This window comes from Streptomyces sp. NPDC016851 (assembly GCF_055562795.1).
This window is the reverse complement of record NZ_JBVHEP010000001.1, coordinates 183036-209441: the sequence shown is the minus strand read 5'-3', so window position 1 is coordinate 209441 and position 26406 is coordinate 183036. Positions and strand designations below refer to the sequence as shown.

General features: G+C 73.0%; 24 protein-coding genes. 8 read left to right on the top strand and 16 right to left on the bottom strand.

Going from position 1 to position 26406, the window contains the following annotated elements; translation table 11 throughout:
* Window positions 1-22: 22 nt before the first annotated feature.
* The 5 genes from bla to ACZ3I3_RS00895 all read right to left on the bottom strand — a co-directional run bounded on the left by bla (window position 23) and on the right by ACZ3I3_RS00895 (window position 7327).
* The gene (gene bla, locus ACZ3I3_RS00915) at window positions 23-973 is read right to left on the bottom strand and encodes a class A beta-lactamase (protein WP_467361466.1); all 951 of its coding nucleotides are present in this window, start codon (window positions 971-973) and stop codon (window positions 23-25) included.
* Window positions 974-1119: 146 nt separating this feature from the next.
* Window positions 1120-1680, bottom strand: coding sequence for a tellurite resistance TerB family protein (locus ACZ3I3_RS00910; RefSeq protein WP_356922240.1), 561 nt, complete (start codon window positions 1678-1680; stop codon window positions 1120-1122).
* A gap of 231 nt (window positions 1681-1911) precedes the next feature.
* Entirely contained in the window at window positions 1912-3804 is a 1893-nt protein-coding gene (locus tag ACZ3I3_RS00905) for a hypothetical protein (RefSeq protein ID WP_467361465.1), read from the bottom strand.
* Window positions 3805-3877: 73 nt separating this feature from the next.
* A complete protein-coding gene (locus ACZ3I3_RS00900) occupies window positions 3878-5218 on the bottom strand; it encodes a serine hydrolase domain-containing protein (protein WP_467361464.1) in 1341 nt (446 codons plus the stop codon).
* Between the two features lie 360 nt (window positions 5219-5578).
* A complete protein-coding gene (locus ACZ3I3_RS00895; protein WP_467361463.1) occupies window positions 5579-7327 on the bottom strand; it encodes an ABC transporter ATP-binding protein in 1749 nt (582 codons plus the stop codon).
* Window positions 7328-7431: 104 nt separating this feature from the next.
* Here ACZ3I3_RS00895 and ACZ3I3_RS00890 point away from each other — a divergent pair, with 104 nt between their 5' ends.
* Window positions 7432-8007, top strand: a complete 576-nt coding sequence (locus tag ACZ3I3_RS00890; RefSeq protein ID WP_467361462.1) for a TetR/AcrR family transcriptional regulator — start codon at window positions 7432-7434, stop codon at window positions 8005-8007.
* A gap of 636 nt (window positions 8008-8643) precedes the next feature.
* Entirely contained in the window at window positions 8644-9006 is a 363-nt protein-coding gene (locus ACZ3I3_RS00885; RefSeq protein WP_467361461.1) for a DUF1304 domain-containing protein, read from the top strand.
* A 9-nt stretch (window positions 9007-9015) separates the two neighbouring features.
* Here the strand turns inward: ACZ3I3_RS00885 and ACZ3I3_RS00880 are convergent, their stop codons facing one another.
* Together ACZ3I3_RS00880 and ACZ3I3_RS00875 are read right to left on the bottom strand one after the other, a co-directional pair.
* On the bottom strand, window positions 9016-9429 hold the full coding sequence (locus ACZ3I3_RS00880; RefSeq protein WP_467361967.1) for a DUF5994 family protein: 414 nt from the start codon (window positions 9427-9429) through the stop codon (window positions 9016-9018).
* 132 nt (window positions 9430-9561) lie between these two features.
* Complete coding sequence (locus ACZ3I3_RS00875; RefSeq protein ID WP_467361460.1) at window positions 9562-10413, bottom strand: hypothetical protein; 852 nt, start codon at window positions 10411-10413, stop codon at window positions 9562-9564.
* A 142-nt stretch (window positions 10414-10555) separates the two neighbouring features.
* On the opposite strand from ACZ3I3_RS00875, the gene ACZ3I3_RS00870 reads away from it, so the two are divergent.
* Window positions 10556-10930: a DUF6479 family protein gene (locus ACZ3I3_RS00870; protein ID WP_467361459.1), complete on the top strand. Its 375-nt coding sequence runs from the start codon at window positions 10556-10558 to the stop codon at window positions 10928-10930.
* 4 nt (window positions 10931-10934) lie between these two features.
* Window positions 10935-11411 carry a hypothetical protein gene (locus ACZ3I3_RS00865; protein WP_467361458.1) on the top strand — a complete coding sequence of 159 codons (477 nt, stop codon included), beginning with the start codon at window positions 10935-10937 and terminating at the stop codon, window positions 11409-11411.
* Here ACZ3I3_RS00865 and ACZ3I3_RS00860 read toward each other — a convergent pair.
* Together ACZ3I3_RS00860 and ACZ3I3_RS00855 are read right to left on the bottom strand one after the other, a co-directional pair.
* Complete coding sequence (locus ACZ3I3_RS00860) at window positions 11405-12139, bottom strand: Ig-like domain-containing protein (RefSeq protein WP_467361457.1); 735 nt, start codon at window positions 12137-12139, stop codon at window positions 11405-11407. The genes ACZ3I3_RS00865 and ACZ3I3_RS00860 overlap by 7 nt on opposite strands.
* A gap of 185 nt (window positions 12140-12324) precedes the next feature.
* On the bottom strand, window positions 12325-14007 hold the full coding sequence (locus ACZ3I3_RS00855) for a glycoside hydrolase family 13 protein (RefSeq protein ID WP_467361455.1): 1683 nt from the start codon (window positions 14005-14007) through the stop codon (window positions 12325-12327).
* Between the two features lie 306 nt (window positions 14008-14313).
* Between ACZ3I3_RS00855 and ACZ3I3_RS00850 the strand changes: the two genes are divergently transcribed.
* Window positions 14314-15240: an LAETG motif-containing sortase-dependent surface protein gene (locus tag ACZ3I3_RS00850; RefSeq protein ID WP_467361453.1), complete on the top strand. Its 927-nt coding sequence runs from the start codon at window positions 14314-14316 to the stop codon at window positions 15238-15240.
* Window positions 15241-15342: 102 nt separating this feature from the next.
* Here the strand turns inward: ACZ3I3_RS00850 and ACZ3I3_RS00845 are convergent, their stop codons facing one another.
* Together ACZ3I3_RS00845 and thrS are read right to left on the bottom strand one after the other, a co-directional pair.
* Window positions 15343-16308 (bottom strand): nucleoside hydrolase, encoded by a 966-nt coding sequence (locus ACZ3I3_RS00845; RefSeq protein ID WP_467361452.1) that lies wholly within the window; start codon window positions 16306-16308, stop codon window positions 15343-15345.
* A gap of 89 nt (window positions 16309-16397) precedes the next feature.
* Window positions 16398-17657: a threonine--tRNA ligase gene (gene thrS, locus ACZ3I3_RS00840; RefSeq protein ID WP_467361450.1), complete on the bottom strand. Its 1260-nt coding sequence runs from the start codon at window positions 17655-17657 to the stop codon at window positions 16398-16400.
* A gap of 310 nt (window positions 17658-17967) precedes the next feature.
* Here thrS and ACZ3I3_RS00835 point away from each other — a divergent pair, with 310 nt between their 5' ends.
* Window positions 17968-18771: a hypothetical protein gene (locus tag ACZ3I3_RS00835; RefSeq protein WP_467361449.1), complete on the top strand. Its 804-nt coding sequence runs from the start codon at window positions 17968-17970 to the stop codon at window positions 18769-18771.
* Window positions 18772-18800: 29 nt separating this feature from the next.
* Here the strand turns inward: ACZ3I3_RS00835 and ACZ3I3_RS00830 are convergent, their stop codons facing one another.
* The 4 genes from ACZ3I3_RS00830 to ACZ3I3_RS00815 all read right to left on the bottom strand — a co-directional run bounded on the left by ACZ3I3_RS00830 (window position 18801) and on the right by ACZ3I3_RS00815 (window position 23082).
* Window positions 18801-19601 (bottom strand): GAF and ANTAR domain-containing protein, encoded by an 801-nt coding sequence (locus ACZ3I3_RS00830; protein WP_467361447.1) that lies wholly within the window; start codon window positions 19599-19601, stop codon window positions 18801-18803.
* Window positions 19602-19908: 307 nt separating this feature from the next.
* A complete protein-coding gene (locus ACZ3I3_RS00825; RefSeq protein WP_467361965.1) occupies window positions 19909-20664 on the bottom strand; it encodes a TIGR03943 family putative permease subunit in 756 nt (251 codons plus the stop codon).
* Complete coding sequence (locus ACZ3I3_RS00820; RefSeq protein WP_467361445.1) at window positions 20661-21650, bottom strand: permease; 990 nt, start codon at window positions 21648-21650, stop codon at window positions 20661-20663. The genes ACZ3I3_RS00825 and ACZ3I3_RS00820 overlap by 4 nt, the downstream gene beginning before the upstream one ends.
* An 88-nt stretch (window positions 21651-21738) precedes the next feature.
* A complete protein-coding gene (locus ACZ3I3_RS00815) occupies window positions 21739-23082 on the bottom strand; it encodes a helix-turn-helix domain-containing protein (RefSeq protein ID WP_467361443.1) in 1344 nt (447 codons plus the stop codon).
* Between the two features lie 115 nt (window positions 23083-23197).
* Between ACZ3I3_RS00815 and ACZ3I3_RS00810 the strand changes: the two genes are divergently transcribed.
* A complete protein-coding gene (locus tag ACZ3I3_RS00810; protein ID WP_467361441.1) occupies window positions 23198-23350 on the top strand; it encodes a hypothetical protein in 153 nt (50 codons plus the stop codon).
* Window positions 23351-23493: 143 nt separating this feature from the next.
* Window positions 23494-25494, top strand: coding sequence for an Ig-like domain repeat protein (locus ACZ3I3_RS00805; RefSeq protein WP_467361439.1), 2001 nt, complete (start codon window positions 23494-23496; stop codon window positions 25492-25494).
* A 255-nt stretch (window positions 25495-25749) separates the two neighbouring features.
* Here the strand turns inward: ACZ3I3_RS00805 and ACZ3I3_RS00800 are convergent, their stop codons facing one another.
* Entirely contained in the window at window positions 25750-26235 is a 486-nt protein-coding gene (locus tag ACZ3I3_RS00800; RefSeq protein WP_467361438.1) for a hypothetical protein, read from the bottom strand.
* Window positions 26236-26406: the final 171 nt, after the last annotated feature.

Below are 26406 nucleotides of genomic sequence, written 5' to 3'. Positions count from 1 at the left end.
GCCACTGGGGGCCCGGGGGGCCCTAGAACCCCAGGGCCGTGACGGTGCGTGCGGTGGCTTCGGCGATCAGGGCGTCGGAGGGTTCGGCGTCGTAGCCGGCCCGGTCGGTCATGACGGCCAGGACGAGCGGGGCGGTGCGGGGCGGGCGGACGATCGCGATGTCGTTGGCCCTGCCCCAGTTGCCCGTGCCGGTCTTGTCGGCCACCTGCCAGCCCTTGGGCAGCCCGGCCCGGATGCGCCGGGCGCCGACCGCGGTGGCGTTGTGCGAGAGCCAGTCCGTCAGCAGGGCGCGTTCCCCGGCGGGCAGGGCCTTGCCCAGGAGCAGCTCGCGGAAGTCGGTGGCGACGGCGCGGGGGCTGGTGGTGTCGCTGGGGTCCTCCGGCCGAACCTCGTGCAGCTCTGGCTCGTAGTGGTCCATGCGGCTGACGCTGTCGCCCAGTCCGCGCAGATAGGCGGTGAGCTTCGGGGGGCCGCCGAGGTCGCGCATGAGCAGGTTGCCGGCCGTGCCGTCGCTGTAGCGGACGGCGGCGTCGCACAGTTCGCGCAGGGTCATGCCGGTCGCGACGTGCCGTCCGGTGATCGGCGATGTGGACTTGAGGTCGGCCCGCGTGTAGGTGACGCGCCGGTCCAGGCCGTCGAGGGAGCGGTGGTGCAGGACCGCCGCGGCGGCCAGGGCCTTGAAGACCGAGCAGAACGCGAAGCGCTCGTCGGCGCGGTGGACCGCCGTGGCGCCGGTGCCGGTCGCGAGGGCGTAGACGCCGACGCGGGCGCCGTACTCGCGCTCCAGGTCCGCGAGGCGCGGGCGGCGGACGGGCGGGGCGGGGGTGCGGCGGCTCCGCTCCGGGGCGGGCCGGGTGGTCGTGGCGGCTCGGTCGACGCGGTCGCCGTCGGCCGTGCCACAGCCGGCCAGGGGAAGTAACGCCGCGGCGGCCAGCACGGCGCGGCGGGACGAGACGGGCCCGTCGACAGACATGCGTGGTGCTCCTCTCACCGAACAGGCGGCGGACGACCGGCCCGGCCGAGCCGCCGCCTGGTGGGTGAGCCGGGTCGCTGAGCAGAGCTGGAACTCAGGGCTGGAACTCAGGGCTGGAACTTAGGGCCGGCACTCAGAGCCGGGACTCAGAGCTGGAACTCCGCGGGGGACAGACCCAGCGCCGCGCAGGCCTCGCGCAGGACCTGTGCCTCGGCCTGGGAGAAGTGGCCGTCGGCACCGGCGATGACCATGCCAGTCTGGATCACGGCCCTGGCCTCCGTGGGCTTCTTGGCGGTCTTGGCGATCTCCTGCATGGCCTCGGCCTTGCCGTGCTGGAAGTTCATCGTCAGCTGGTCCACGTGCTTGTTGAAACGCTGCCGCAGCTGCTCCGGCGGGAAGTTCTGCAGTACGTCGTTGCTCAGGATCATCGACTCGACCTGCTGCCGCTCGGCCGGGTCCACCTGCCCGTCGGCCGCCGCGACCAGCGCGCAGACCGCCATGCTCGCGTCCCGGTACGCACCGCTCTTCAGCTCGGTCTTCAGCGAGCCGAGCTGCGTCTTCAGCACGCCGATCAGCTGGGCCTTGCTGCCACCGCCGGACCGCGTCCCCCCGCTGGGCCCGCCGCTGTGGCCGGCGGTGGCGCCCCGCCCGCCCTGATTCTGCTGGAGAGCCTTGGCCTGGTCCTTGAGCTTGTCCCAGACTGCCATTGAGTCACCTCGGTATTCGTCGGAAGTCATCTCGCGAACCCGCTCCCGCGCGCTCACCCGATCAACGCCCGACCCCCGGGCAAAGGTTCCGCAAAACGCGCCCCTCTCTCACCGTCTGCTTCTTTCGCCGCCGGAACGGCGGCTGCCCGCACCCGGTGATCGGGTGCGGGCAGTCGCGGTGACGTGCTCTCAGGCGCTGTGACGCCGCGTCGAGGTGCTATCCCCGCCGCGTCACGCGCTGTCGCGCGAGCGGAGCTTCAGGCGCGGGCCGAAGCGGAAGGCCACGAAGCCCGCCGTGGCCAGGGCCGCGGCCGCCGCGAGGAGCATGCCGATGCCGCCGGCGCCGGTCGAGGCGAGGCTGCCGCTGTCGAAGTCCGTCGACGTGCCGCCCGTGGTCGAGGATCCGGTGCCGCCGGTCGTGCCGGACGCGCTCGTGCTGGGTGACGGGCTCGGGTCGGCCGAGGCGCTCGGGTCGGTCGAGGGGCTCGGGGACGGCGAACCGGACGCCTCGCCGGCGACGACCTCGACCGCGAACTGGGCCATGGCGTCACCGACCGACGCGGCGACCGTGTACGTGCCCGTGCCCTCACCGGCGGTCAGGGTCGGTGCCGTGGCCTTGCCCGAGTCGTCGGTCTTGACGCGGACGACCTGCTCGCCGTCCTCGAAGCGAGGGGCGTCGTCGCTGTCGTCCTCGACCCGGAACTCGACCTCCGTGCCGGCCGGTGCCGTGGCGCCCGACCTGACCACGCGGACCTGGAGGGCCTCCTCGAAGGCCTCGCCCTGTTCGGCGCGCTGGTCGTCACCGCCCGCGACGCTCACGCCGTAGGCCGACTTCTTCACCTTCACGGTGAAGACCGTGGAGGCGCCGCCGGCCTCGGCGCGGACCGCGAACTCGCCCTCCTTGCCGAGGCCCGTCCTGAGCGGCGCGGAACGGGCGCGGCCCCGCGCGTCGGTCGGCACGGCCAGCTCGGTGGTGTCGGCGCCGTCCTTGCTGATGAAGGAGGCGCCGAGCTTGTCCGGGTCCTCGACCGTGAAGGTGACGGAGGCGTTCTCGACCGGGTTGCCGGCCTTGTCCTCGACCACCACGGCCACCGGTTCCGCGCCGCCGCCCGGCTGGATGGTCTGGCCGGCTCCGGAGGCCTGGGTCACCTCCGCGATCGCGGGGGTCTTCCACTGGAACACGATGCGCCCGCCGCCGGAGCGTTCGGTGTTCACGCCGCCCTCGGCGATGCCGCCGCGCACCCGCTCGTCGGCGGGCTGCCAGAAGGGGTCCGTCTTGGCGGGGGCCACCGTGCGGTCGCCGCTGAGCAGCCGCGCGCCGGTCACCCGGTCCGTGTCGACGTAGCTGCTGCCGCCCGCTCCGCTGCCGACCGCGCCCCGGTCGTCGTCCGTGCCGCCGCCACCGCCGCCGCCCGCGTAACCGGCACCGCCGCCTCCGCCCGCGCCGCCCGAACCGGAGCCGCCCGCACCGCCCTTGCCGCTCCCGGAGGCGTCGGCGCCGGAGGAGCCGTTGCCGCCGCCCGTTCCGCCGGTGGTCCCGGCCGCGCCCTTGCCGCCGCGCTCGGACCCGGTGCCGTCCTGGCCGCGCTCGCCGCCACCGGGGCCGCCCTGGCCGGCGGCCGTGCCGCCGTAGCCACCGCCGCCGCCACCGGCGGCGATGAGCAGCGGCGTGCCGTCGCCGGTGCGGACGCCGCTGCTGTTGCCGCCGGCCGCGCCGTACTTGTCGCCGCCCGCGCCGCCGAGCGCGTCACCGAAGCGGGTACCGCCGACGGCGAGGGACAGCCGCTCCCCGGGCGTGACGCTGAGCGTGCCCGCGGTGTAGCCGCCCGCGCCGCCGCCGGCGACGGGGGTTCCCTCGCCGCCCTGGCCCCAGGCCCGCACGTCCAGCGCCGTGACGCCGGCCGGGACCTGGAACTCCTCGCGGGCGCCGGTCGGATCGAACAGCCGGCAGCCGGAGAAGCCCTCCGTCGGCGTGCACGTCTGCCCGGCGAGGACCGCGCTGCCTGCGGCCGTGGCGGCCGGCACGCCCGTCAGGGCGGTGCCGGCGGTCAACGCCACGAAGCTCAGGGCCGCCGCGCCACGCCTTAATCCGGCGCGGCGCAGCACGACGGAACCGTGATGCATCAAGGAAACTCCCCCACTTGTCACCAGCTCCTCCCCAAGGAGCCGTGAAACGCTCGATCAGAATCGAACACGATCAGTGGGACAGCTGACCAAACTTGAGGCCACTGGTCAACTGAGAATGGTCAATTCCGGGCAACCGCTTGCTGAGCCCGTCACGGGCGTCTTCCGGGCTCACGAGACCGGCCCCGGGAGCGGACCCGGGAGTGCCCTCCGACCCGGCCGGGCACAGGGCGCGGACGACGTACGCGTAGAGAGCCTCGTCGATCGCGTGCGGCTCGATGTCGCCGTTCTCGTCGACGCTCTGGTACTTCATCAGGTTCTGCGCGAGAGCCACCTGGCGCTTGCCGTCCCGGCTGGACAGCGCGGTCATGCCGGCGCCGAACACCGCCCCGTCGTGGCCCCAGAAGCGGCCGCACGGCATCTCCAGTGCGTAGATGCCGAGGCCGTAGTCGAGGCCGCTCACCGAGACCGTGCGGGTCATCTCGCCCAGGGCGGCCTTGCCGATCAGCTTCCCGCCGAGCAGGGCGCGGTAGAAGCGGTTCAGGTCGTCGGTGGTGGAGACGACCGCGCCCGCCGTGTACGCCCAGGACATGTCGTAGACGCTGTAGTCGCGCGGCGGGTCGATCAGGCCGTAGAACGACTCGTACATCCGCGGGTGCGGGCCCTTGATGAACGGGGTGCGCGGGAAGGACGTGTGGCGCAGTCCGGCCCGGTCGATGACGTTGCGGGTGATGTGCCTCTCGGCATTCTGGCCGGTGATCTTCTCCAGGAGCAGCCCGGCGATGACGTAGTTGGTGTTGGAGTACGAGCCGGGCAGCTCGCCCGGGCGTCCGGTGGCGGGGGCCGCCAGGCCGAGCCGCACGAGTTCCCCGGGGCGGATGGAGCGGAAGCGCTCCTCGTCGAGGCTGGCCGTCGAGCCCTCCGCGAGGGAGGGGAAGGCACCCACGACGTAGTCGCCGATATGGCTGGTGTGGTTCAGGAGCATACGGACGGTGATCTGCCGGCCGCGCTCCCCGGTTATCAGGTCGGGCAGGTAGTCGCCGATGGGCGCGTCGAGACGGAGGCGGCCGCGCTCCACCTGCTGGAGCAGGGCGACGGAGGTGAAGGTCTTGCTGATGCTGCCCACGCGGTGCCGCATGCCCGGGGTGACGGGGCGTTCGGTCTTCACGTCGGCGACGCCGGAGGCTCCGGTCCACCGCTCGCGGCCGTCCCTGACGGACGAGAAGACGCCGTACATGCCCGCCTCGTGGATGGCGTCCAGCGAGTCGCGCAGGGCGGTTCTGTCGAGTGACGTGCGGTCCGCGGGCCCTGCGGGCGGCGCGGCCGGGCCGGCGTGGGCGGGTGCGGTCAGTACGGCGGTGGTCGTCAGCAACGTGGTGCCCAGGACAGTTCCGAGAAGCCGGGCGATACGCAACGGCCTTCCCCTTCCTCGGTGTTGACAAGGTCGGGGTTATCGTCACGGGAAGCGGATGGTCCTTACATCCACCCACGGGATGATCGTTTATCGGCCGGGCGGTGGCAGAAATGACCACAACCACCATTGATTTCAACGGACTTCAATGGTGGTCGGCCGGCAGGGCGTGCGTGTCGCACGAGGCGCGGGCCCTCACCTCTGTCACGGTTCGAGGACCGGGCCTCGATCGTCTGCCAGGACCGGTCCCGTCACCTCGGCCGAACGGCCACCGTCTCGCGGCCGCCCAAGCCCCTTGCCCGGCCGAACGGCGGGCCCGGACGGCCGCCCCCCGCACCCCGAGTTCGCCGCAGGTCCCCCTCGTCACACAGCCTGCGCGTCCGCCGCGATCCGCAGCGCCTCCACCAGCTCCCGGTACAGCGCGTCCGTGGCGAGCAGTTGCCCATGGCTGCCCCGGGCGCGGACCCGCCCCGCCTCCATCACCACGATGGTGTCCGCGTCGATCACGGTGGACAGCCGGTGTGCGATCGTCACGACGGCCCCGGAAGCCGCCCGGGCCCGGACGCAGTGCTGGACGGCGGCCTCGGTCAACCCGTCGAGCTGGGCCGTGGCCTCGTCCAGCAGCAGCACGTCCGGCGTGCGCAACAGGGCCCGGGCCAGCGCGATGCGCTGCCGCTCGCCACCCGAGACGGCCGTGCCGGACAGGGGCGTGTCGAGTCCCTGGTCCAGGCCGTCGACCTTCTCGTCCAGCCGCACTTCGCGCAGGACCCGGCGCAGTTCCGCGTCCGTCGCGTCGGGGCGGGAGAGCAGCAGGTTGTCACGGATCGTCCCGGGCACGATCGGGGTGTCCTGCTCGACGTACGCCAGGCGCGAGCGGATCTCGTCGTGCGTGAGGTCGCGGTACGGGCGCCCGTCCAGGAGCAGTTCGCCTCCGGTCGGCTCCAGGAAGCGCAGCACCAGGGAGAACAGGGTCGTCTTGCCCGCACCCGAGGGTCCGACGATCGCGGTGTGCCCGCGCCGGGGGATCACCAGGCCGACGCCGCGCACCGCCGGTTCGGCGTCGGGGCCGTAGACCGCGGTGACGTCCCGTAGTTCCAGTACGGGCGTGTCCGGCAGGGCGGCCCCGCTCACCGGGACGTCCCGCACGAACCGCTCCGCCTCCTCCGTCTGGAGCTCCCCGGTCTCCCGGATCCGTTCCGCCGCGGCGATCCCCGACTGGAGCGCCGTGACGTTCTGGCTGAGTTCGCTGATCGGGTCCATCAGCCCGAACGCGTAGAGCAGGAACGCGATCAGGCTGGACACCTCCAACGCCCCCTCGGCGACCCGCCAGGCGCCCACGCCCAGGACCAGGATGATCGCCAGCTGAATGCCGGCCGCCGCGATCGTCCAGGCCAGGGCCTCGCGGCGGACCGCGCGGATGCCGTACTCGGCGGAGGTGCGCGCGTCGGCGACGATGCGCTCGGCCGTGCGGTCCTCGGCCCGGCCTGCCTTCACCGTCCGGATCGCGCGCAGGGCGCCCTCCAGGTTGCCGCCGAGCCGCCCCAGGTGGTCCTGGGCGCGCTGCTGTGCCGTGGCGATCCCGGGCATCAGGACGGCGAACAGGACGCCTACCACCACCACGGCCGCCACGACCGTGCCCAGCAGCACCAGGTCGAGGACGGCCATGAGGACCAGCGTCCCGAGGAGCATGACCACGGCGTTGATCAGTCCGACCGGGGCGCCGGTGGCGGCCTGGTGCAGCAGAACCGTGTCGGAGGTGACGCGGGTGACGAGCTCGCCGGGCGGGCGCCGGGTGACGGCGGGCACCGTGGCCCGCAGGAAACGTCGCACCATCGACTCCCGGGCCAGGAGCACCACGCGCTCCCCCAGAGCGCCGAGCAGCGTCCACTGCCAGTACATGACGGCACTGCCCACCATCAGCAGGACCAGCAGGGCCGATATCGGCCCGCGCATCGAGCCCGAGCCGCCGAGCGCGTCGAGCACGCCCTTCGTCGCCATCGGCGCGGCCAGCCCCATCCCCGACCCCACGAGGGCGAGGACGAGGGCCAGGGCCAGGGCGCGCCGGTGCGGGCGGGCGAACGACCACAGGATCCGCAGCCGCGGAACGGACACTGCGCTGGACGTAGCTTTCGGAACATTCATGACGCTGAGTGGAACAGTGTTGTTCCATAACGGTCAAGGGATTTTCACGGTGGAAGGCGCGCTACCGTATGCGTATGGGTGAGGACCGGACCACAACGACGGAGAGCGGCGCACGGACCCGCACCCGGCGCGCCATCGTCGACGCCGCCGTCGTCCTGCTGGCCGGCGACCCGACCGCGTCACTCGGCGACGTCGCGACAGCGGCGGGCGTGGGACGCACGACCGTCCACCGCTACTTCCCCGAACGATCCGATCTGCTGGCGGCCATCGGCACGGACGTCCTGGAGAAGGTCGCGGCGGCGACCGAGCGCGCCCGGCTCGACGACGGCCCGGCCGCCAAGGCCCTGGAGCGGCTCTGCCAGGAGTACTTCGAGCTCGGTGACGGCCTCACGCTGATGTTCGAGACGCCACAGCTGGCCAACTGGTCCGGCTGGGACGAGGACACCACCGCCGACCAGCACTTCCTGCGCACGATCCGGCGCGGTCACACCGAGGGCGGCATCGACCCCGAGCTGGACGAGGAATGGGTCCGCAACCTGGTCTGGGCGCTGCTGTACTCGGCCTGGGAACACACCCGCACCGCCGGCGCTTCCAAGCACTCCGCCATGACCCTGTGCCTGCACACCCTGCGCAAGGCCATCGCGCCCTAGCCTCAGAGCCCTCAAAGCGCCCTCCGCGCCGGGGAGTTCTTCACCGCGTCCGACGCCGAACCGCGTTCGGGTGGATGCCGCCTGGACGTCGTTCCGCTCGCACAACCCCCGACGCGCCACATCCGCCACGCCTTTTACGCCCTGCGCATCGATCCCGCCGCCACCGCCACGGACCGGGCGGACGCGACCTTCCGGATCGGCCACTGACCGCACGGGACGACGACACCGGCGGGCGGGAAGGCCGGGCCGGGCTCCCGAGCGGCACACGCGGGGACGCGACGGCCCGGCCCGGCCTTCCACTGCCCGCAATCTCCCACCCGGCGCCCCGCTCCGCCTCCCGGGCGGGCCCGAACGAGGGCGGCCGGAGGAGACGGTCGTGCGAGGACGGCCGTACAAGGGCGGCCCGGCGAGGACGGCCGCACGAGGGCGGCCATGCGAGGGCGGCCCTGCGAGACGGCCACGCGAGGACGGCCACGCGAGGACGGCCACGCGAGACGCCATGCCAAGACGGTCACGCCAAGACGGCCCCACCAGGACGGCCCCGCCAAGACGGCCCCACCAGGACGGCCCCGCCAAGACGGCCCCACCAGGACGGCCCCGCCAGGACGGTCACGCGAGCCTGCGATGATGCGGCGCATGTCGATCCTCGCCACCCTCGCGGTGCTGGCCCTCGCCGCCCTCCACGCCTACATCCTGGTGCTGGAGATGTTCCTGTGGGCCACGCCGCGGGCCCGCGGCGCCTTCGGCACCACCGCCGAGTTCGCGGAGAGCACGAAGGCCCTGGCCGCCAACCAGGGCCTCTACAACGGCTTCCTCGCCGCCGGTCTGCTCTGGGGCGCGGTGGCGTCCGACCCGGTGGGCTTCCAGGTCTCGGTGTTCTTCCTGGTGTGCGTGGCGGTCGCGGGGGTGTACGGCGCGGCCACCGCCAGCCGGAAGATCCTCTTCGTCCAGACCGTCCCGGCGCTGATCGCCCTGACCCTGGTGCTGCTCGCGCGCTAGCGCGACGCGTCAGGCGTCCTGGGTGACGGCCTGTTCCATGAGCGCGACCGCCTCCGCCTCCGTGGTCGAGGGCGGCACCACCAGCAGGTCCCAGCGGCCCCGGCCGGGCGTGAGCAGGCAGACCGTGTCCGGGGTGGCCGGCGCGTCCCTGCGGCCCACGTGGACCTCCCGGCCGGCGACGTCCAGCCGCTCCGGGCAGGGCAGCCAGGTGTCCCCGTGGACCAGGACGCTGCTGACCCGGCCCCAGGCGCGCGGCAGCACGGCCAGCAGCCCGGGCAGCTCGGCGGCCAGGTCGTACGAGCGGGGCCACCACGCTCCGTCGATACGGCGGGCCGTGCGGCCGAGGCGGGGCTGCGCCGCGAGTCTCAGCCGGACCTCGGAGGGTGCCGGGAGGGGCGGCGGGGGCGAGGAGGCGGACGTCATCAGGGCTCCTGCTGCGGACGGGGGCGTGGCCAGGAGACCGTCGGCCACCGGTTCCGGCATACCCGCGGTTCTCTCCACCGTACCCCCGAGGGCGGCACGGGAGCGGGGGCCGCCCGCACCGCCCGGCACGGCTCAGAGGCCGTAGCGGCTCTTCAGATGGCGCCAGAAGTCACGCAGCATCCACTGGTCGAACTCGGTGATCTGCGTGGCGCTGCCCGCCTTCATCAGGAAGCAGCACTGGCCGGTCGGCGACCAGTCGTAGAAGTCGTCGAGGCCGAAGGTGTGGCCGACCTCGTGCAGGTAGATGTGGATGTTCTCCTGGTTCAAGGCGCCGGTGAAGTACTCCTGGCCCATGCGCTGGCCCCAGTCACCGCCCGCGCCGCCGCCGAAGCCCTTGGTCAGCCACAGTGACTGGTCGTAGTGGCGGGCGGCGCCGCCCGGGCACTTCGAGTAGTCGCCGTCCTGGTGGAAGAAGCGGCCGCAGTCCGGGGCGCACTGCGGGGCGCCGCCGCTGTCGAGGACGCCCGTGTAGATGTCGACGGAGTTGTCGGTCCACTGGAGGGTGGAGCGGTTCTTCACCGCCCAGCCGACGATGTTGACGGAGACGTTGGTGTACGGCCAGGCGTTGTGGCCCTTGCCGTTCTCGGTCATGGCCGTCATCCACTTGCCGAACTGCTTCTTCAGCGCCGCGTGGATCCGGTCGCGCAGGGCGGCGCTGACGGGGGCGTCGGACTCCCAGCGGACGCAGTAGTTGACGCTGCCGCGGTTGGCCATGACCTGGTCCCAGCCGTAGTTGCGGAAGCCGTACAGGTTCCCGTAGGTCGACTCGACGTGGTTCCACACCTCGTTCAGGGGCTGGGCGAGGTGGGCGGGCGGGTTCCACTCGTCGGCGGCCTGCGCCTTGCCGCTCGCCATGCCGGGGGTGGCGAGCGCCGCCGCCAGCACGGCGAGCACGGTGAGCAGCCGTGCGAGGTGTCTGCGCATGGTGATCTCCCTCGTGTGGGGGGACGGGGTATCACCGGCAGGTCGTCGCAGGCCCCGGGAAGGTTGCCCGCGCCACCGGGGCAGATGCCCAGCTGTGGACATTGCGGGCGCTTTATCGCATTACGTCGGCGATAATCGGAGCATGACTACGGCAACGTATGAAGTGCTGGCGGCTTCGTCAGATCACGCGGTCGCCGTGACCATCGCCTTCGTCGGCGGGGCGATCATCGCCCTGGCGCTGATCTGGGCGGTGCTGGTCGGGATGCGCGTCATGGACAAGGACACCCACCACCCCGGCCCCGAGGAGCAGCCGCACCTGCCGGACGGCGGGCCGGTCCGCGAGACGCGGGAGATGCGGGAGCCCGACGAGATGCCGGTCGTGACGCGCGACGGCGAGCGGCTCCTGCCCCATGAGCTGCACCACGCGAGCACCAGGACGGGCAAGGACCAGAAGCCCCGCCGCTGGCTGCCCGGATCCAGCGGCTCCTTCGGCGGCGGCGGCCTCGGCCACACCTGAGGCCATGAGACGCCTGGCGACGGCGACGGGCGGGGCGGTGCTGCCGCTCGCCCTGGCCGCCGTGCTCACCGGCTGCGGCGGCGACAGCCCCGGGGACGCCGCCCGCAGGGCGGAGTCGGCGGTCGAGTCGTTCGCCTCACAGGCCTCCGAGGCGGTGGAGTCGGCCACGGCTGAGGCCGGACGCCGGCTGGACGACATCCGGGGCGGCATCGACGTCAAGGGCGATGTGAAGGCCGGCCGGGCCGCCGTCGGCTCCGACGGCCGGGCCCGGGCCGAGGTCACCGTCACCAACACCGACGACTCGGAACGGTCCTTCGCCGTCCAGGTCGATTTCACCGACGCCGGGGGGCGTCTGGTGGACACCGTCATCGTCACGGTGGAGCACGTGCAGGCGGGCGACTCCGCCACGGCCACCGCCCGCGGCACCCACGACCTGTCCGGCGAGGTCCGGGCCGAGGTGGCCCGGGCCGTGCGCTACTGACCGGCGCCGGCGTCCGCCACCGAGATGTCGATCTGCTCGCTCATCGCACTCACGCCGTTCAGCGTGGCGACCGCCTGGAGCCGGTTGGCGCCCGCCGGGAGCGCCCCGGGCGTGCAGGCCCACGTGCCGTCGGGGGCGGCGGTGGTCGCGCAGGCCTCCCGGTCGTCCTTGTCGCGGACGGTGACGCGGGCGCCCGGATGGGCCGTACCGGCGATCTGCGGCCGGACGTCCAGCGCCACGCCGGACAGCGGGCGGGTCAGCGTCGGCCCGGCCAGGCCCACCGTCACGGCACACCGGCCTGCCGCCCGCCGCACTCCGGCCGCGTCGGTGATCCGCAGGACGCAGTCGCGCAGCCGCGTGCCGGGCACGGCGTCCGCGGGGACCGCGAGCACGAAGGGGAACGTCCGGCCCTGCCACGACGGCGCGGCCGCCTCGCCACTGACCGTGTAGACCGCGCTGCGGCCGTCGGCGGCGACCCGTCCCAGGGTGCCGGGCGCGTCGAGCGGCGTGGCCGTCACACGGGTGCCCCGGGGCGCCGTCAGCGTCAGCGTGGCGCCCGGCGCCGCTCCCTGGGCACTCGCGACGTCGAGGATGCCCTCGCGGCCGGGCGCGATGGTCGCGGCGCCCCACAGCTCACCGTCCCGGGCCGCCGCCGACGGGCCGGGGCACGCGAGCACCCCGGCGACGACGGCCCCCGCCACGGCTGCTGTCTTCCTGGACCTGTACATGGCGGGCGGGGCTCCCTGTGCGGACGTCGACGGCACTCTGCCAGCGATTCTCGCGGGGCGTTCCCGCAGGTGGCGCATGGTGCTGGGCCGTGCGGGTGGTACGGCCCCGGGGGCTCGCCCCGGGGCCGGGGCGCGGACAGACCCTCAACGCCCGAGGAACGACCCTCAACGCCCGAGGACGCCCCTCAACGCCCGAGCCACACGGTCGTGTCCGGTCCGAGCCGGCCGTCCTCCAGTGGGGAGCTGGTCAGCAGCACCTCGCCCGCCGGCAGCGGGACCGCCGTGCCGGACAGGTTCGTCACGCAGCGCCACCCCTCGCTGCGGTCGAACTGCAGGACGCCGTCCGGGGTGTCCTCCGCCCAGGTCAGCTCCTCCCCGTCGAGCAGTTTGCGGCGCAGCTTCAGGGCCGTGCGGTACAGCTCCAGGGTCGAGCCCTCTACGCCGTCCTGCGCCTCGACGGCGTAGGCGGCGAAGCCGGGCGGCTGCGGCAGCCAGGCGCCGCCCGGCCCGAAGCCGTACGACGGTCCGGTCGTCGTCCACGGCAGCGGCACCCGGCAGCCGTCGCGGCCCTTGCGGACGTGGCCCGTCTGCTCCCAGATCGGGTCCTGGAGCACCTCGGTGGGCAGGTCGGCGACCTCGGGCAGGCCGAGTTCCTCGCCCTGGTAGACGTACGCCGAGCCGGGCAGCGCCAGCATCAGCAGGGTGGCCGCCCGGGCCCGGCGCAGCCCGGCCGCCTCGTCGACGGCCGGGGCGTGGCCGCCGGAGAGCAGCCAGGCGTTGAGGTCGGTGCCGGGCGGCAGCATCAGGCGGGAGGCGTGGCGGATCACGTCGTGGTTGGACAGGACCCAGGTGGCCGAGGCACCGGCCGCGTGGGCGGTGGCGAGCGAGTCGGTGATGATCTGCCGCAGCTCGTCCGCGTCCCAGCCGGCCTCCAGGTACTCGAAGTTGAAGGCCTGGCCGAGCTCGTCCGGGCGGGCGTACAGCGCGCGCCGGGCGCCGGGCACCCACGCCTCGGCGATGGCCATACGGGGCGGGCGGTAGGCGTCCAGGATCTTGCGCCAGTCGCGGTAGATCTCGTGCACGTCGTCGCGGTCGTAGAACGGGTGTGTGCCGGGCGGCATCGTCGTAAGGGCGTCCTCGCGGCTCAGCTCGGGCGCGCCGAGGTCGCGCAGCGGCTCGCTCAGGTCCTTGACGAGGGCGTGGGCGACGTCGACGCGGAAGCCGTCGACCCCGCGGTCGGACCAGAAGCGCAGGGTGGTGCGGTGGTCGGCGCGGACCTCCTGGTTCTCCCAGTTCAGGTCGGGCTGCTCGGGGGCGAACAGGTGCAGGTACCACTGGCCGTCGGGCACCCGCTTCCAGGCGCTGCCGCCGAAGACGGACTGCCAGTCGGTGGGCGGGAGTTCGCCGTGCTCGCCGCGGCCGTCGCGGAAGACGTACCGGTCGCGGGCCGCCGAGCCGGGCCCGGAGCGCAGCGCCTCCTGGAACCAGACGTGCTGGTGCGAGGAGTGGTTGGGCACGAGGTCGACGATGACCTTCAGACCGAGCCGGTGGGCCTCGGCGACCAGGGCGTCGAAGTCGTCGAGGGTGCCCAGGCGCGGGTCGACGTCCCGGGGGTCGGCGACGTCGTAGCCGCCGTCGGCCAGCTCGGACGGGTAGAACGGGCTCAGCCACAGGGCGTCCACGCCCAAGGCGGCGAGGTGGATGAGGCGGCGGGTGATGCCGCGCAGGTCGCCGAGGCCGTCACCGTCGGCGTCGGCGAAGCTGCGGGGATAGACCTGGTAGACGACGGCCTGGCGCCACCAGTCGGGGTCCCGGGACGACAGGTCGAGGGTGGAGCGATCGGTCACGCGGTCTCCTTCGCACGGCATACGGACGACAGCATCGACAGCATTGAATCTGTCCAGAATGCCGGAAAAAGGAACCATCGCGTTGATCGGAGTGATCCATTCCTGCTGTGATGAAAGTGTGATGGTGGAGCAACTTCCTTGGCATACCCGCAGGTTGACAGCTTGCTGCGGCACGGCCACGATGGGGTCGCACTGAGGCGCATGTGACCAATGAGCCCAGTGTTTCTTCGACCACTCACCCCCCGGTGCGGCCCCGGCAGCCGTGCGCCTCGCGCTGCCCGCACGCCGCCACCCGGGTTCCGGCACACGCCAAGAAACGGGATACCCATGTCCATAGCGAGACGTGTCACCGCACGCCGCCTGCTGGGGACGGGCGCCGCGGCCCTCGCCCTCTGCGCGGCCTCCGCCACCACCGCGTTCGCCACCGGTACCCCCGGTGGTGACGGCTGGTCGTCCGGCGGCACCTACAAGCCCGGGACCGGCGCGGGCACGGAGACCGGCACCGACCGCTGCCAGTTCTCGCTCGACGGCTCGAACTTCTTCGACTCGGTGAAGGTCGACGACCAGAACCTGAAGCCGACCGAGGACGGAAAGGTCCACATCAAGGTCCGCACGGCCGGCGACGCGACGACGTGCACGGCCTCCCTGGCCTCCTACCTCGCGCACGGCGCGACCTTCAAGACCTCCGGCGAGCAGGTGTTCGTCGACTTCGACACGGTGACGGTCAAGCCGGGCGGCACCGACTCGCTCGACATCGCCATCCCCGACAAGGACTGCTTCGGGCAGATCGACCTCTACCGGGGCGCGAAGAAGTTCGACGGCGAGCTCGACGCGAAGGACGGCTTCGAGCACGGCGAGCTGCCCAAGGGTCCCGACCGCCCGGTCATCAAGGAGAACCTGATCGCGGCCTGGAACGGCGGCACGAAGGAGTGCACGCTCACGCCTCCGCCGGCGGAGTCGCAGCCCCCGTCCACCCCGCCCGCGAGCCCCTCGGAGCCGGCCGAGGAGACGACGCCCCCGGCGCCGTCGGAGCCGTCGGAGCCGTCCGAGCCCTCGTCGCCCCCGGCCTCGGACACCCCCACCCCGTCCGAGTCGACGACGCCCCCGGCCCCCAAGCCGAACGGTGGCGGCGGCGACCTCGCGGAGACCGGCGCCAACAGCAGCACGGGCCCCATCGCCATCGGCGCGGGCGTCCTCCTCGCGGGCGGCGCGGCCATGGTGATCGTGACCCGCAGGAAGCGCGCGCGTTCCTGACACCGTGAAGGGCCCGGGACTTCGACAGTCCCGGGCCCTTTTGCTGTGCCGGTGCCAGGCCCGGTGCCAGGACCGGTGCCAGGACCGGTGCCAGGACCGGTGCTAGGACCCTTCCACCGTCGTCAGCCACAGCTTCACGTACCGCTCCACGTCGACGCCCAGCGCCACGTCCACCAGGGGCTGGGCGCGGCTTCCCTCGTGGATCTCGGACTCGCCGGGGACCGGACGGCGGTCGACGATCGTCTGGCCGCGGGTGGGCCCCGGGGCGAGGGCGACCTCGACGGGCAGCCGCTCGGTGGTCAGGCCGCCCGGGTCGACCACCGCGCACACCGCGCCCGCGTCGCCGAGACCGCCCGTCGGGGTGGGGTCCCCGGAGGTGGCCGGGTCCCGGTGGGCGAGGAGTTCACCGGCCAGGCGGAGGCTGGGATCCGTGCCCGCGCGCAGGCGCTGCACATCGCCCGCCGGGACCAGGACCTTCTTGAACACGTCCAGCCCGTACATCGTGATCGGCACCCCGGCCGTGAGCAGCACCGCCGCCGCCTCCGGGTCGTGCCACACGTTGAACTCCGCGACCGGCGTGGCGTTCCCGGTCGCCACCGCACCGCCCATGAACACGATCCGCTCGATGTTGCGGGTCACCTCGGGGTGCGTCCGCAGCAGCAGCGCGATGTTCGTCAGGGGCGCCATGGGGATCAGCGTGACCGGCCTCGGCGAGGCGAGGATCTCGCGCCGCAGCAGCGTCACCGCGTCCACGTCCACCGGCACACGGGTCGGCGCGGGCAGCCCCAGGTCCCCCATCCCGTCCTGCCCGTGCACATGCCGTGCCGTCCGCACGGGTTCGATCAGCGGGCGCTCGGCGCCCCGGGCCACGGGAATGTCACCGGCACCGGCCACCTCCAGCACGGTCAGGGTGTTGCGGACCACGCCGTCCACGTCCGTGTTCCCGGCCACGCAGGTGATCGCCCGCACGTCGAGGCCCGGATGCCGCACGGCGAACAGCAGGGCGAGGGCGTCGTCGACGCCGGTGTCGCAGTCGATGATCACCGGAATACGCTGACCGTCGGTCACGGCGATGGCTCCTTCCACTGTCCTGGCACGGGGTTCCGCACGAGCGACCCTACGGGCCCGCGGTGACTGCGCCTACGGGAAGCCCGCTCCTACGCCGCCTCCCACAGCTCGGTGCCGCGCGCCGCCACCCGCTCCGCGACACCCCGCAGGAACGCGGCGGCGGGCAGGGCCCCCAGCCGTCGCCCGTCCCGCAGGCGCGGCGCCACCTGGTCCGCTTCGGCCTCCCGCCCGCCGATCACCGCCTGGTACGGGACCAGCCGGGCCGCGCGGATGCGGGCGGCCAGGGTGCCCTGGCCGGGTCCGGAGACCTCGGCGCGCAGGCCGAGTTCCCGGGCGCGGCCCAGGAGTTCGTAGGCACGGTCCGCCTGTTCGTCGCCCACCGGGAGCACCACCAGCTGCACCGGGGCCAGCCAGGGCGGGAAGGCCCCGCCGTGGGCCTCGACGAGGTGGGCGACCGCGCGCTCCACACTGCCGATGATGCTGCGGTGCACCATGACCGGGCGGTGCTTGGCCCCGTCGGCGCCGATGTAGTGCAGGTCGAAGCGTTCGGGCTGGTGGAAGTCGATCTGGACGGTGGACAGGGTGGACTCCCGCCTGGCCGGGTCGGCGATCTGCACGTCGATCTTCGGGCCGTAGAAGGCCGCCTCGCCCTCGGCGGCCTCGTAGGGGATGCCGGAGCCGTCCAGGACCTCGCGCAGCAGTGCGGTGGCCCGCCGCCACAGGCCCGGGTCCGCCACGTACTTGCCGCCCTCGCCGGGCAGGGAGAGACGGTGACGGACCGCGCGGATGCCGAGGTCCGCGTAGGCCCGGCCGATCAGCTCCAGCGCGGCACGGGCCTCGTCGACGGCCTGCTCCAGGGTGCAGAAGATGTGCGCGTCGTTGAGGGTGATGGCCCGCACCCGGGTCAGCCCGCCGAGGACGCCGGACAGCTCCGAGCGGTACATGCCGCCCAACTCGGCCATACGGAGGGGCAGTTCCCGGTAGCTGTGGGAGCGGGAGCGGTAGATCAGCGCGTGATGGGGGCACAGGCTGGGGCGCAGCAGGACCTGTTCGGAGCCGAGGTCCATCGGCGGGAACATGTCCTCGCTGTAGTGGTCCCAGTGCCCGGAGATCTCGTACAGCTCGCGTTTGCCGAGCGCGGGCGAGTACACGTGCCGGTAGCCGGCCCGCTGTTCCGCCTCGCGGACGTACTCCTCCAGGGTGTGCCGCACGATCGCGCCGTCGGGCAGCCAGTACGGCAGCCCCGCGCCCATCAGCGGGTCGGTGTCGAAGAGGTTCAGTTCACGGCCGAGCCGTCGGTGATCGTGCATGGTGGGCTCCTCGGGTCGGAGGCGAGCACCACGCGACAAAGCCCCGGGGCACTCGCCCCGGGGCTTGAAGACATCTGCGTCAGCTGTCAGCGCGCCGGGACACTCTCCGGCGTCGTCGTGAGAGACGGGAACGGCTGGGCGCGCTTCATGGGTGGGACCGTAACAGGGGCGTGGCGCGCGGGGCCACGGCTTTTTCACAGGGCCCGCAGCGCGTACTCCTCCCTCACCCGAACAGCCCGTCGCACTGGTGTGCCGCCCGTCGCGGTGGTGCCGTAAGAGCACGTACCCGATCTTGGAGAGCCCGCCCCGCCGGGAGGCACCTCCATGAACTCCCGCAGGAGGCCCTCCGATGCCCCACCCTCCGGCCGGCCGACGTGGCCCAGGTGCCCGCGCCCTCCTCGCCTCCGCGCTGTCCGTGACCGCCCTGCTGGCCACGGCCGCCTGTTCCGTCCAGGACGAGCCGCGGCCACGGTGGTTCTCCGCCTCCCCGACCGACACCGGCGCGTCACCCGCCGTCGAGCGGCCCGCGAGCTCCGGGGCCGGACTCACCGAGGCCCAGGCCCGGGCGGCGCTGATCACCGACGCCGACCTGGGCGAGCCGTGGGGGCCGACGCGCGGTGCCAGGACGTGGCGGGACGGGCTGCTCAAGGCGACCACGGAGGACGGCGACTGCCAGCGGCTGCTCGACGCCCTCTACACGGAGGAGCTCTTCGGCACCCCGGCCGGGCCGCGGGCGACGGCCGCGTTCGACGACGCCGAAACCGACGCCCAGGTGCGCTACCAGGTCACCGCGCATCGCCCGGCGGACGTCGACCGCACCCTGGCCTGGCTGAAGTCGCTGCCGGGGAAGTGCGGCGAGTTCACGGCGGCGACCACGCGCGGCGGCGTCCAGACCGTCCAGGTCAGCGACATGCCGCTGCCGCCGGTGGGGGACGCCCGGCAGGCCCTGCGGGTCACCCTGGCCGGGGAGACGGAGGACGGGGAGCTGACGTACCTGACGATGGACCTCGCGGCCGTACGCGTCGGGGAGGAGGCGATCACGCTCACCAACGCGGGCCTCGACGAGGTGTACGAGGAGGTCACGCAGCAGACGGTGGAACTCGGGGCGCAGCGCCTGACCGAGATCACCAAGCAAGGGCGGGCACAGATCTGAACCGGTCAGCGGGTAGGTCAGCAGTGGGGCTACCGCTCGAAACGCCTGCGGTGGGCGATCACGTCGCGGGCCACGTCGACGGCCGTGCAGCCGCGCGCGAAGGCGTCCCCGCGCAGCCGCGCCAGCGCGTCGTCGGCGCCGACGCCGAGCTGCGCCATGATCATGCCGACGGCCTGGTAGACCTCGTCGTGGTCCGCGGCCAGCCCGCTCAGCCAGGGCTCCTCGTCCCGCGGCTCGGCCTCGGACTCGCGGGGCAGTGCCATCAGGGCCACCGTCATGACACCGGCCACCAGCCGGGCCACGTGCAGCTGGCGGTCGGTGAGCCCGCCGGGGCTGTCGCGGTACAGGTCGAGGGTGCCCACGCACACCGCGTCGCTGCCCAGCGGCACCGCGTACACCGCCCGTACCCCGGCCTCCGCCGCCTGCTGGGCGAAGACCGGCCAGCGGCCCGCGTCCCGGCCGGTCGTCAGATCGCAGGCGAGCACGGGCCCGCCCTCCTCCAGCACGCTCTGGCACGGGCCGTCACCCAGCGTCGCCTGCATCTGTGCCAAGCGCGCGGCCTGCTCGCTGCTGGCACTGAGCTGGACCGGCATGCCCCCGCTGCGCAGCGACACGCTCGCGCCGGTCACCGGCAGCAGCTCCACCGCCACCTCGCACAGCCGGCCCGGGACCTGTGAGGGCTCGACGCCGCGCACACCCCTGGCGATCACGTCGGCGGCCCGGATCCCGTCCAGGTCCAGGTCACCGCCCCCGGTGCGACGCGGACCGGGGTCGCCGCCGGGAACTCCTCGGGGATCGTCCCTGGGCCGCACGACCACCGCCTCCTTCATCACCGGCCTTCACCATCGACGCTCTTCCGAGGCGCCCTGCCGCGGACGCGAAGTGGGCCGGAGCACAACCACCCGCCCGGGACGACCCGCGGCACGACGGCCGCGCGGCCGGTCGCGTACGGCGACCGCCCGGTCAGCCGACTTCAGCGGCCGACCCGGTGCCGTGCCCGGTGCCTCACGGGACCCGAGCCCGGCGCCCGCCCGGATCATGCACCGAGCCTTCCCGGAATCGTCGCCCGACTACCCGTAGGGGGTGGGGCGAAACCCGAGCGCCGGACCGCCGCCCCGGCCTGCGCCTCAGCGCTTCTCAGCGCTTCTCGTACGGGTTGTCCGGCTGCCGCACCCGCTGTACGGAGGTGGCGTCGAGGGCCGGCGGCCAGGCGGCGTCCGAGCCCGGCTCGCCCTCCGGGTGCCAGGTGCCGGTGACGGTGACCCAGGTGTCGACGGGCGGGGCGTCGGCACCGCGCACCTCGGCCCTGGCCGAGCTGGCGTCGGCGGCGCAGCAGGAGACGAGGAGGCGGGTGACGTACCAGGTGCCGTCGGCGTCGCGGGTGACGAAGCCGGTGAGCCGGACCGTGCGTCCCGCCAGGGAACGGTCGCTGTCGTAGACCGCCCGGGAGCCGAACTCCCCGAGGGTGAGGTCGACCGGGTTCCCGGTCGGCAGCGCCGGGAAGGTGCCGACGCCCCGCTCCGCACGCCGGCCGGCCTCGCGCTCCGCGCTGTAGGAGCCGAGGGCGGGCGGCGGGAACAGCAGCAAGGCCAGGGCGGGGAGGGTGAGGAACCAGGCGACGCGGGGGCCGGCGGGGCCGTGGGTGTGCCCGGCGGGGGCGTGGGTGTCCGCGGCGGGGGCCTCGAGGTCGTCCTCCTGCGCCTCCCCGTCATCGGCCGTCCGCGCCAGCACCCCCACCACCACGCCCAGCAGCACGAGCACCACGCCCGACACCACCAGATACGGCCGCAACGCGGGCTGCACGTACCGCAGGTACAGGTCGCTGAGGAGCGACACCCGCAGGATCGCCGCGCCGACGAGCGCGAGCAGGACGGCCGGTCCGTAACGCCTCACAGCAGCCACCACCCCACCAGAACGCTGCTGGCGACGGCCACCAGCCAGGTCGCGGAGGAGAACCGCAGCGCGAAGGACCGGCCGAACGTGCCGGTCTGGAGCGCGATCAGCTTCAGGTCGACCATCGGCCCGACCACCATGAACGCCAGCCGCGCGGTGGGCGAGAAGCCGCTCAGCGACGCCGCCACGAACGCGTCGGCCTCACTGCACACGCACAGCACGACCGCCAGGACCGCCAGCAACAGCACCGACAGCCAGGCCGACCCGGTGAACACCTCCAGCAGCGAGCTCGGTACGACGATGGCGAAGGTCGCCGCGGCCGCCGCGCCGAGCACGAGGAAGCCGCCCGCGTGCAGGAAGTCGTGCTGGAGACCGGAGACGAAGGCCCGCGGCCCGCCCTCCGGCCCGTGCGCGGTGTCCCGCTTCGGCAGCCGCAGCCACTCCTCCCGCCCGAACCGCGCCCACAGCCAGCCCATCACCACGGCCGTGCCGAGCGAGGCGACCAGCCGGCCGAGGACCATCTCGGGCTGCCCCGGGAAGGCGATGGAGGTCGCCACCAGGACGACGGGGTTGATCGCGGGCGCGGACAGCAGGAAGGCGAGGGCCGCCGCCGGGGCGACACCCCGCCGCATCAGACTGCCCGCCACCGGCACGGACGCGCACTCGCACCCGGGCAGGACGACCCCGGCCGCGCCCGCGACCGGCACGGCGAGCGCCGTACGGCGGGGCAACAGCCGCTGGAAGACCCGCTGGGGCACGAAGGCGCCGATCGCCGCCGACACGACCGTGCCCAGCAGCAGGAAGGGCACGCCCTGGACGGTGATCGCGGTGAACACCGTCCACCAGGCCGCGACCGGCGGGGTGTAGAGATCGAGCGCCAGCATCGGCCCGAGCACCGACACGACCGTCACGATGGCGATCAGCGCGGCGCCGCCGAGGACGGTGGACACGAGGGCCCGCAGGCCCAGCCATATGCCGTCGGCCACTGTCCGTTGGTTCTCCACGTGCCCCGCCCCGGTCGTTCGCGTCCCGGGAGGAGGCTAACCCGCACGAGCGTGCGAAGCCCCTGCGCCCTCACACAGGAGGCTGCGCGGGAGCGGGCCCGAGGGTCGTCGTGCCGGGAGCCGTACGGTGCCCGAGGCCCGTCCGGTAGGCGTCCAGCGCGGCCTCCACCCGCCCGGTGCGGCGCAGCAGGTCGCCCAGCAGCCGGCACAGGTCGGCCAGGTCACCCGCGGCACCGGCCCGCTCCAGCAGGCTCAGGGCGCGGACGTAGTGCTCCTCGGCGTCCTCGGTGCGGCGGGCGTCCTCGGCGATGATGCCGAGGAGGCGGTGGGCGGCGGCGGAGTGGACGGCCCCGCGCTCGGAGGACAGGTCGTCGAGGACGCCGTGCAGCAGGGACGCGGCCTCGTCGGACTTGCCGCGCCGGTGCAGTACGTCGGCCAGCTCGACGGCGACCTGGCTGCTGTAGAGGGCGGCACGCTTGGCCGACAGCATGCCGAGGGCCTCCCGCAACTCGCTCTCCGCCCGCTCGAGCCGGCCGTCCTGTGCGTAGACGTAGCCGCGCATCCAGTGGCAGTTGGCGAGTTCGGTGCGGATCTGCAGGCCCCGGTACAGCTCGGCGGCCTTGGCCAGCGAGGCGTCGGCCTCGGCGAGGCGGCCCTCGGCGACCAGGGTGCGGGCGACCGACCGGTGCATGCGGGCGACCAGGGCCGGGTCGCCGGACTGCGGGGCGAGCGCCAGGGCGAACTCGGCGGCCTGGGCGGCGCGGGCGTGCGCGCCCATGTCCATGTAGGGCCCGATGGCGCTGGCGTACAGCAGCAGGAGCGCGTCGGGATCGTGCAGCCCGCCGCGGTTCAGCTCGTCGAGGGTGCTCTCCAGCAGGTAGACGGCGTACCGGAGTTCCCCGGCGAGATAGTGCGCGACGGCCCGCCCGCGCAGGGCCGGGGCCCGGGCGGGCAGCGGCGCGCCGGCGAGACAGGCCTCGGCCCGCTCGAAGTACTGCCGCCCCGCCACGAGCTCGCCCGTCTCCAGGGCGCACTCGCCGAGCCCGAGCAGTGCGGCGGCCTGTTCCCCGGCCAGCCCCTGCGTCTCGGCCTCGACGAGCAGCTCGGCGTACTGCTCCGCCGCCGCCTCGGCCTCACCGACGGCGAGGACGCGCTGGGCCTCGGTCAGCCGCAGCCGCAGTTCGGTCACGCGCCGGGCCGAACGGCCGGTGGCGAGTTCGTCGAAGGCGACGCCGAGCCTTCCGGCGAGGTGCCGCAGGGCGTCGTCGGAGGGCCGCACCCGGCCCGACTCCAGGGTGGAGATGTAGGCGGGGGTGTACACGGGTTCCGCCAACTGCCGCTGGGTCAGCCCCTGCTCGACACGCAGTCGCTGCACCCGGCGCCCGATGGTCCCCGGATCGTCACGCTCCCCCACGCCAACTCCCCCTGCCCCTCTTGCCGTTCGGCTCGGACAGCCCCTAGGTTAAACCGAGAGTTAAGCGTGCTTAACACGCTGCTGTCATAGCCACCGCCCCAGTTGCGAGGTCGCCGTGCTCGAACGCACACGCACCGCCGAGCGGTACGCCAGAGGTTTCGCCGCGGCCGTCGTCGCTGTCGCGCCCCTACTGCTGGCGGCGAACGCGGGACCGGCGAGAGCCGAGGAGCCCCAGCAGGGCCCGCGGACGGTCGCGGACAGCCGCTGACGCGACGGTGCCATCACGCCCCAACTGCCCCTTCAAGCCAACGCCTTGATATCCGGTTCCCGTGTGTCAGTGGGGTGTTCTAGCCTGCACGGGCTGATCGCTTCTTCCTGCTGATCACTTTCGTACCGGGGGGTTCGAAAACCGTGCACAGACGCACTCTCTCGACCGCGACGGCGCTCGCGGTCCTCTTAGGCTCGGTCACGCTCGTCGCGGCAGGCGCCGGGTCGGCGGCGGCCGACTCCAGCGCGCTCCTGCCCGTGAAGTCGACCGGCGACATCGTCGTCGACGGGGTCCACCAGCGCGTCTTCATCAGCGATCCGACGGCCGGCCAGGTCGTCGTCACCGACTACGCGGGCAAGGTCGTCGCCGCCGTCGGCCGGCTGCCCGGCGTCCAGGGCCTGGAGCTGTCACCCGACTCGGGCACGCTGTACGCGGCCCTGCACGACGGGGACGCGGTCGTCGCGATCGACACGGCGAAGGCCACCGAGACCCGCCGCTGGTCCACGGGCCAGGGCGGCGGCCCGGCGTACGTGGCCCTGGCGGGCGGCAGGCTGTGGTTCAGCTACGGCGACGGCGGCGAGGGCAACATCGGCTCGCTCGACCCGAACGCCGCCGGCTCGGGCGTCACCCTGGGCCAGGACACCGACCGCACCTTCTACGAGGCCCCGATCCTGGACGCCTCCGCGGGCGCCCCGGGCACGCTCGTCGCGGGCTCGCCGGGCCAGAGCCCGGTCGAACTCGCCGTGTACGACGTCTCCTCCGGCACGGCGACCCGTACCGCGTACGCACGCGACCCGGGCGACACGGGCGGCGGCAACCTCCAGGACCTGGCGGTCACGCCGGACGGCAAGGACGTCGTCACGGCCAGCGGCGCCCCGTACTACCAGCCTGTCTACAAGCTCACCGACCTGTCCGCGGACGGCAAGTACGTCACGAACACCTACCCGAACGCGGTGGACATCGCACCGAGCGGAGACGTCGCGGCGGGCACGTCCTCCTGGTACGACCCGGACGTCCACGTCTTCAAGCCGGGCACCTCGCTGCCGCTGAAGCAGTACGACTTCCCCAACACCGGCACCAGCAGCGGCGCCGACACCCTGGCGTCGGCGGGCCTGGCCTGGGCACCCGACGAGAGCAAGCTGTTCGCGATCTCGCAGAACAACAACAACGTCTACTCGCTGCGGGTCCTCGACGCCCCCGCCAAGGCGTCCACCACCCTCACGGCGACCGCCCCCGCCACGGCCACCCGCGCCAAGTCCCTCACGCTCACCGGCACGCTGTCCTCGCCGGCGGCGTTCCCCGCGGGCACGAAGGTCTCCGTCACCCGCACCGACGACGAGTCCCCGTCCGGCAAGCCGCTCGGCACGGCGCCGGTCGCCGCCGACGGCTCGTACTCCTTCACGGACAAGCCGCCGGCCGGTGGCAAGGTGACGTACACGGTCACGTACACGGGCGATGCCGACCGCGCGGGCGCCACGGCCTCGGCGTCGACGACCGTGACGAAGACGGCGACCACGCTGACGCTGGACAACAACGGCAAGGTGTACGGCTACGGCCGCGACGTCACCTTCACGGCGCACCTCGGCACGACGTACAAGAACCGCACGGTCGAGATCTGGGCCGACCCGTACGGCTCCGACAAGCCGAGCACGCTGGTGAAGAAGGGCAAGGTCGACTCGGCCGGCGACCTGTCGGCGACGGTCGACCTGACCCGTGACACGAAGGTCAGCGCGAAGTTCACGGGGGACACGCGGTATGCCCCGAAGACCGTCACCAACTCGGTCTACACCAAGGTCAAGATCTCGACGTCCCTGAGCGGCTACTACAAGTCGGCGACCGCCTGGAAGCAGAAGTACTTCTACTTCCGGAAGTCCAAGGACCCGGTCCACAACACGACGATGTCGATGTACCCGGGCCGCAAGCACCAGCTCCGGGTCCAGCAGTACTCGGACGGCGCGTGGCGCACCATGACCACGGACTACTTCGCCCTGGACCGCTACGGCAAGGACGCGGTGACGCTCGACGGCACGCCGCCCGTCGGCCCGCGTTTCCGCATCCGCTCGTCCTACATCGACACGAAGTCGGGCGACAACGTCAACACGACGACGTACGGAGCGTGGAAGTACTTCGTCTTCACGCGCTGACGCAATTCGGTGGGTGAATTCGGCGAGTCAATACAGCGAGCCGATTCACCCACCGAATTCAGCTACCGGAATTCTCGCGGGAGCGCACATAACGCCAGCCGAAATAACACACCCCGACCGCTCCACCGGCGGCGCCGACCGCACAGACCGCCGTCGCCCACGCGGCCATGTCCTGCGTGATCCACAACAGGCTCACCCCGACCAGCGCCATGGAGAACAGCAGGCGTTCTCCATAGCCCGGGCCACGACGGCCGGTCAGTCCCCGGTAGCCGTGCACTTGTACGTCACGCCCTTCATCCTGATGTCGCGGTACCCCGCCTTCACGGTCGGGTTGGCGGGGGCGACATCCGTGCCGCCGCCACCGCCGCTGTCCTTCTTGCGGCAGTAGTAGCCGAGCGCATCGAGCTTCTTGATGTCGCTCATGGCCTGGTACTTCTTGTAGGAGGCGATCATGGCGGCCCGCCTCTCCGCAGGCGTGGCCTCCTTCGCCTTCGTGTACGCGTAACAGCCGACGCTGGCGCCGATCCCCACCACCGAAGCGCCCTTGGCCAGCGCCTTGGTGAGGCCCGCCGCGCCACTGCCGATCCCCAGGACCGCGCAGATCTCGTCCGCGCCGGCACGGACTTCCGGCTGCGCCTGTGCCGCCTGTGCCGCCTGCGCCCCGGCACCACACAGCGCGCCGGTCATGGCGAAGGTGATGACAGCAGAAATTCCCTTGCTTCGTATGCTCACGAAGTCCATCCCCGTTTCCCCGTTTTTCGAATTGCATGGTCAGTGCGAAAACGACGCTACCCACGGGGGAACACGTAAGCAATGGAGGAAATGTGAACATCACCGGGAGGATATTCAACCGGGCAAAATCGCCCGGCCCTTTCGGCGGGCCGTACAGGGCGTCGAGTTCGGTGGTGATGG

Excerpts from the sequence above, each read along its gene's own strand:
- bla (WP_467361466.1), bottom strand. The coding sequence starts at position 973 with ATGTCTGTCGACGGGCCCGTCTCGTCCCGCCGCGCCGTGCTGGCCGCC.
- ACZ3I3_RS00910 (WP_356922240.1), bottom strand. The coding sequence starts at position 1,680 with ATGGCAGTCTGGGACAAGCTCAAGGACCAGGCCAAGGCTCTCCAGCAG.
- ACZ3I3_RS00905 (WP_467361465.1), bottom strand. The coding sequence starts at position 3,804 with ATGCATCACGGTTCCGTCGTGCTGCGCCGCGCCGGATTAAGGCGTGGC.
- ACZ3I3_RS00890 (WP_467361462.1), top strand. The coding sequence starts at position 7,432 with ATGGGTGAGGACCGGACCACAACGACGGAGAGCGGCGCACGGACCCGC.
- ACZ3I3_RS00885 (WP_467361461.1), top strand. The coding sequence starts at position 8,644 with ATGTCGATCCTCGCCACCCTCGCGGTGCTGGCCCTCGCCGCCCTCCAC.
- ACZ3I3_RS00880 (WP_467361967.1), bottom strand. The coding sequence starts at position 9,429 with ATGACGTCCGCCTCCTCGCCCCCGCCGCCCCTCCCGGCACCCTCCGAG.
- ACZ3I3_RS00875 (WP_467361460.1), bottom strand. The coding sequence starts at position 10,413 with ATGCGCAGACACCTCGCACGGCTGCTCACCGTGCTCGCCGTGCTGGCG.
- ACZ3I3_RS00870 (WP_467361459.1), top strand. The coding sequence starts at position 10,556 with ATGACTACGGCAACGTATGAAGTGCTGGCGGCTTCGTCAGATCACGCG.
- ACZ3I3_RS00865 (WP_467361458.1), top strand. The coding sequence starts at position 10,935 with ATGAGACGCCTGGCGACGGCGACGGGCGGGGCGGTGCTGCCGCTCGCC.
- ACZ3I3_RS00860 (WP_467361457.1), bottom strand. The coding sequence starts at position 12,139 with ATGTACAGGTCCAGGAAGACAGCAGCCGTGGCGGGGGCCGTCGTCGCC.
- ACZ3I3_RS00855 (WP_467361455.1), bottom strand. The coding sequence starts at position 14,007 with ATGCCGTGCGAAGGAGACCGCGTGACCGATCGCTCCACCCTCGACCTG.
- ACZ3I3_RS00850 (WP_467361453.1), top strand. The coding sequence starts at position 14,314 with ATGTCCATAGCGAGACGTGTCACCGCACGCCGCCTGCTGGGGACGGGC.
- ACZ3I3_RS00835 (WP_467361449.1), top strand. The coding sequence starts at position 17,968 with ATGCCCCACCCTCCGGCCGGCCGACGTGGCCCAGGTGCCCGCGCCCTC.
- ACZ3I3_RS00830 (WP_467361447.1), bottom strand. The coding sequence starts at position 19,601 with ATGAAGGAGGCGGTGGTCGTGCGGCCCAGGGACGATCCCCGAGGAGTT.
- ACZ3I3_RS00800 (WP_467361438.1), bottom strand. The coding sequence starts at position 26,235 with ATGGACTTCGTGAGCATACGAAGCAAGGGAATTTCTGCTGTCATCACC.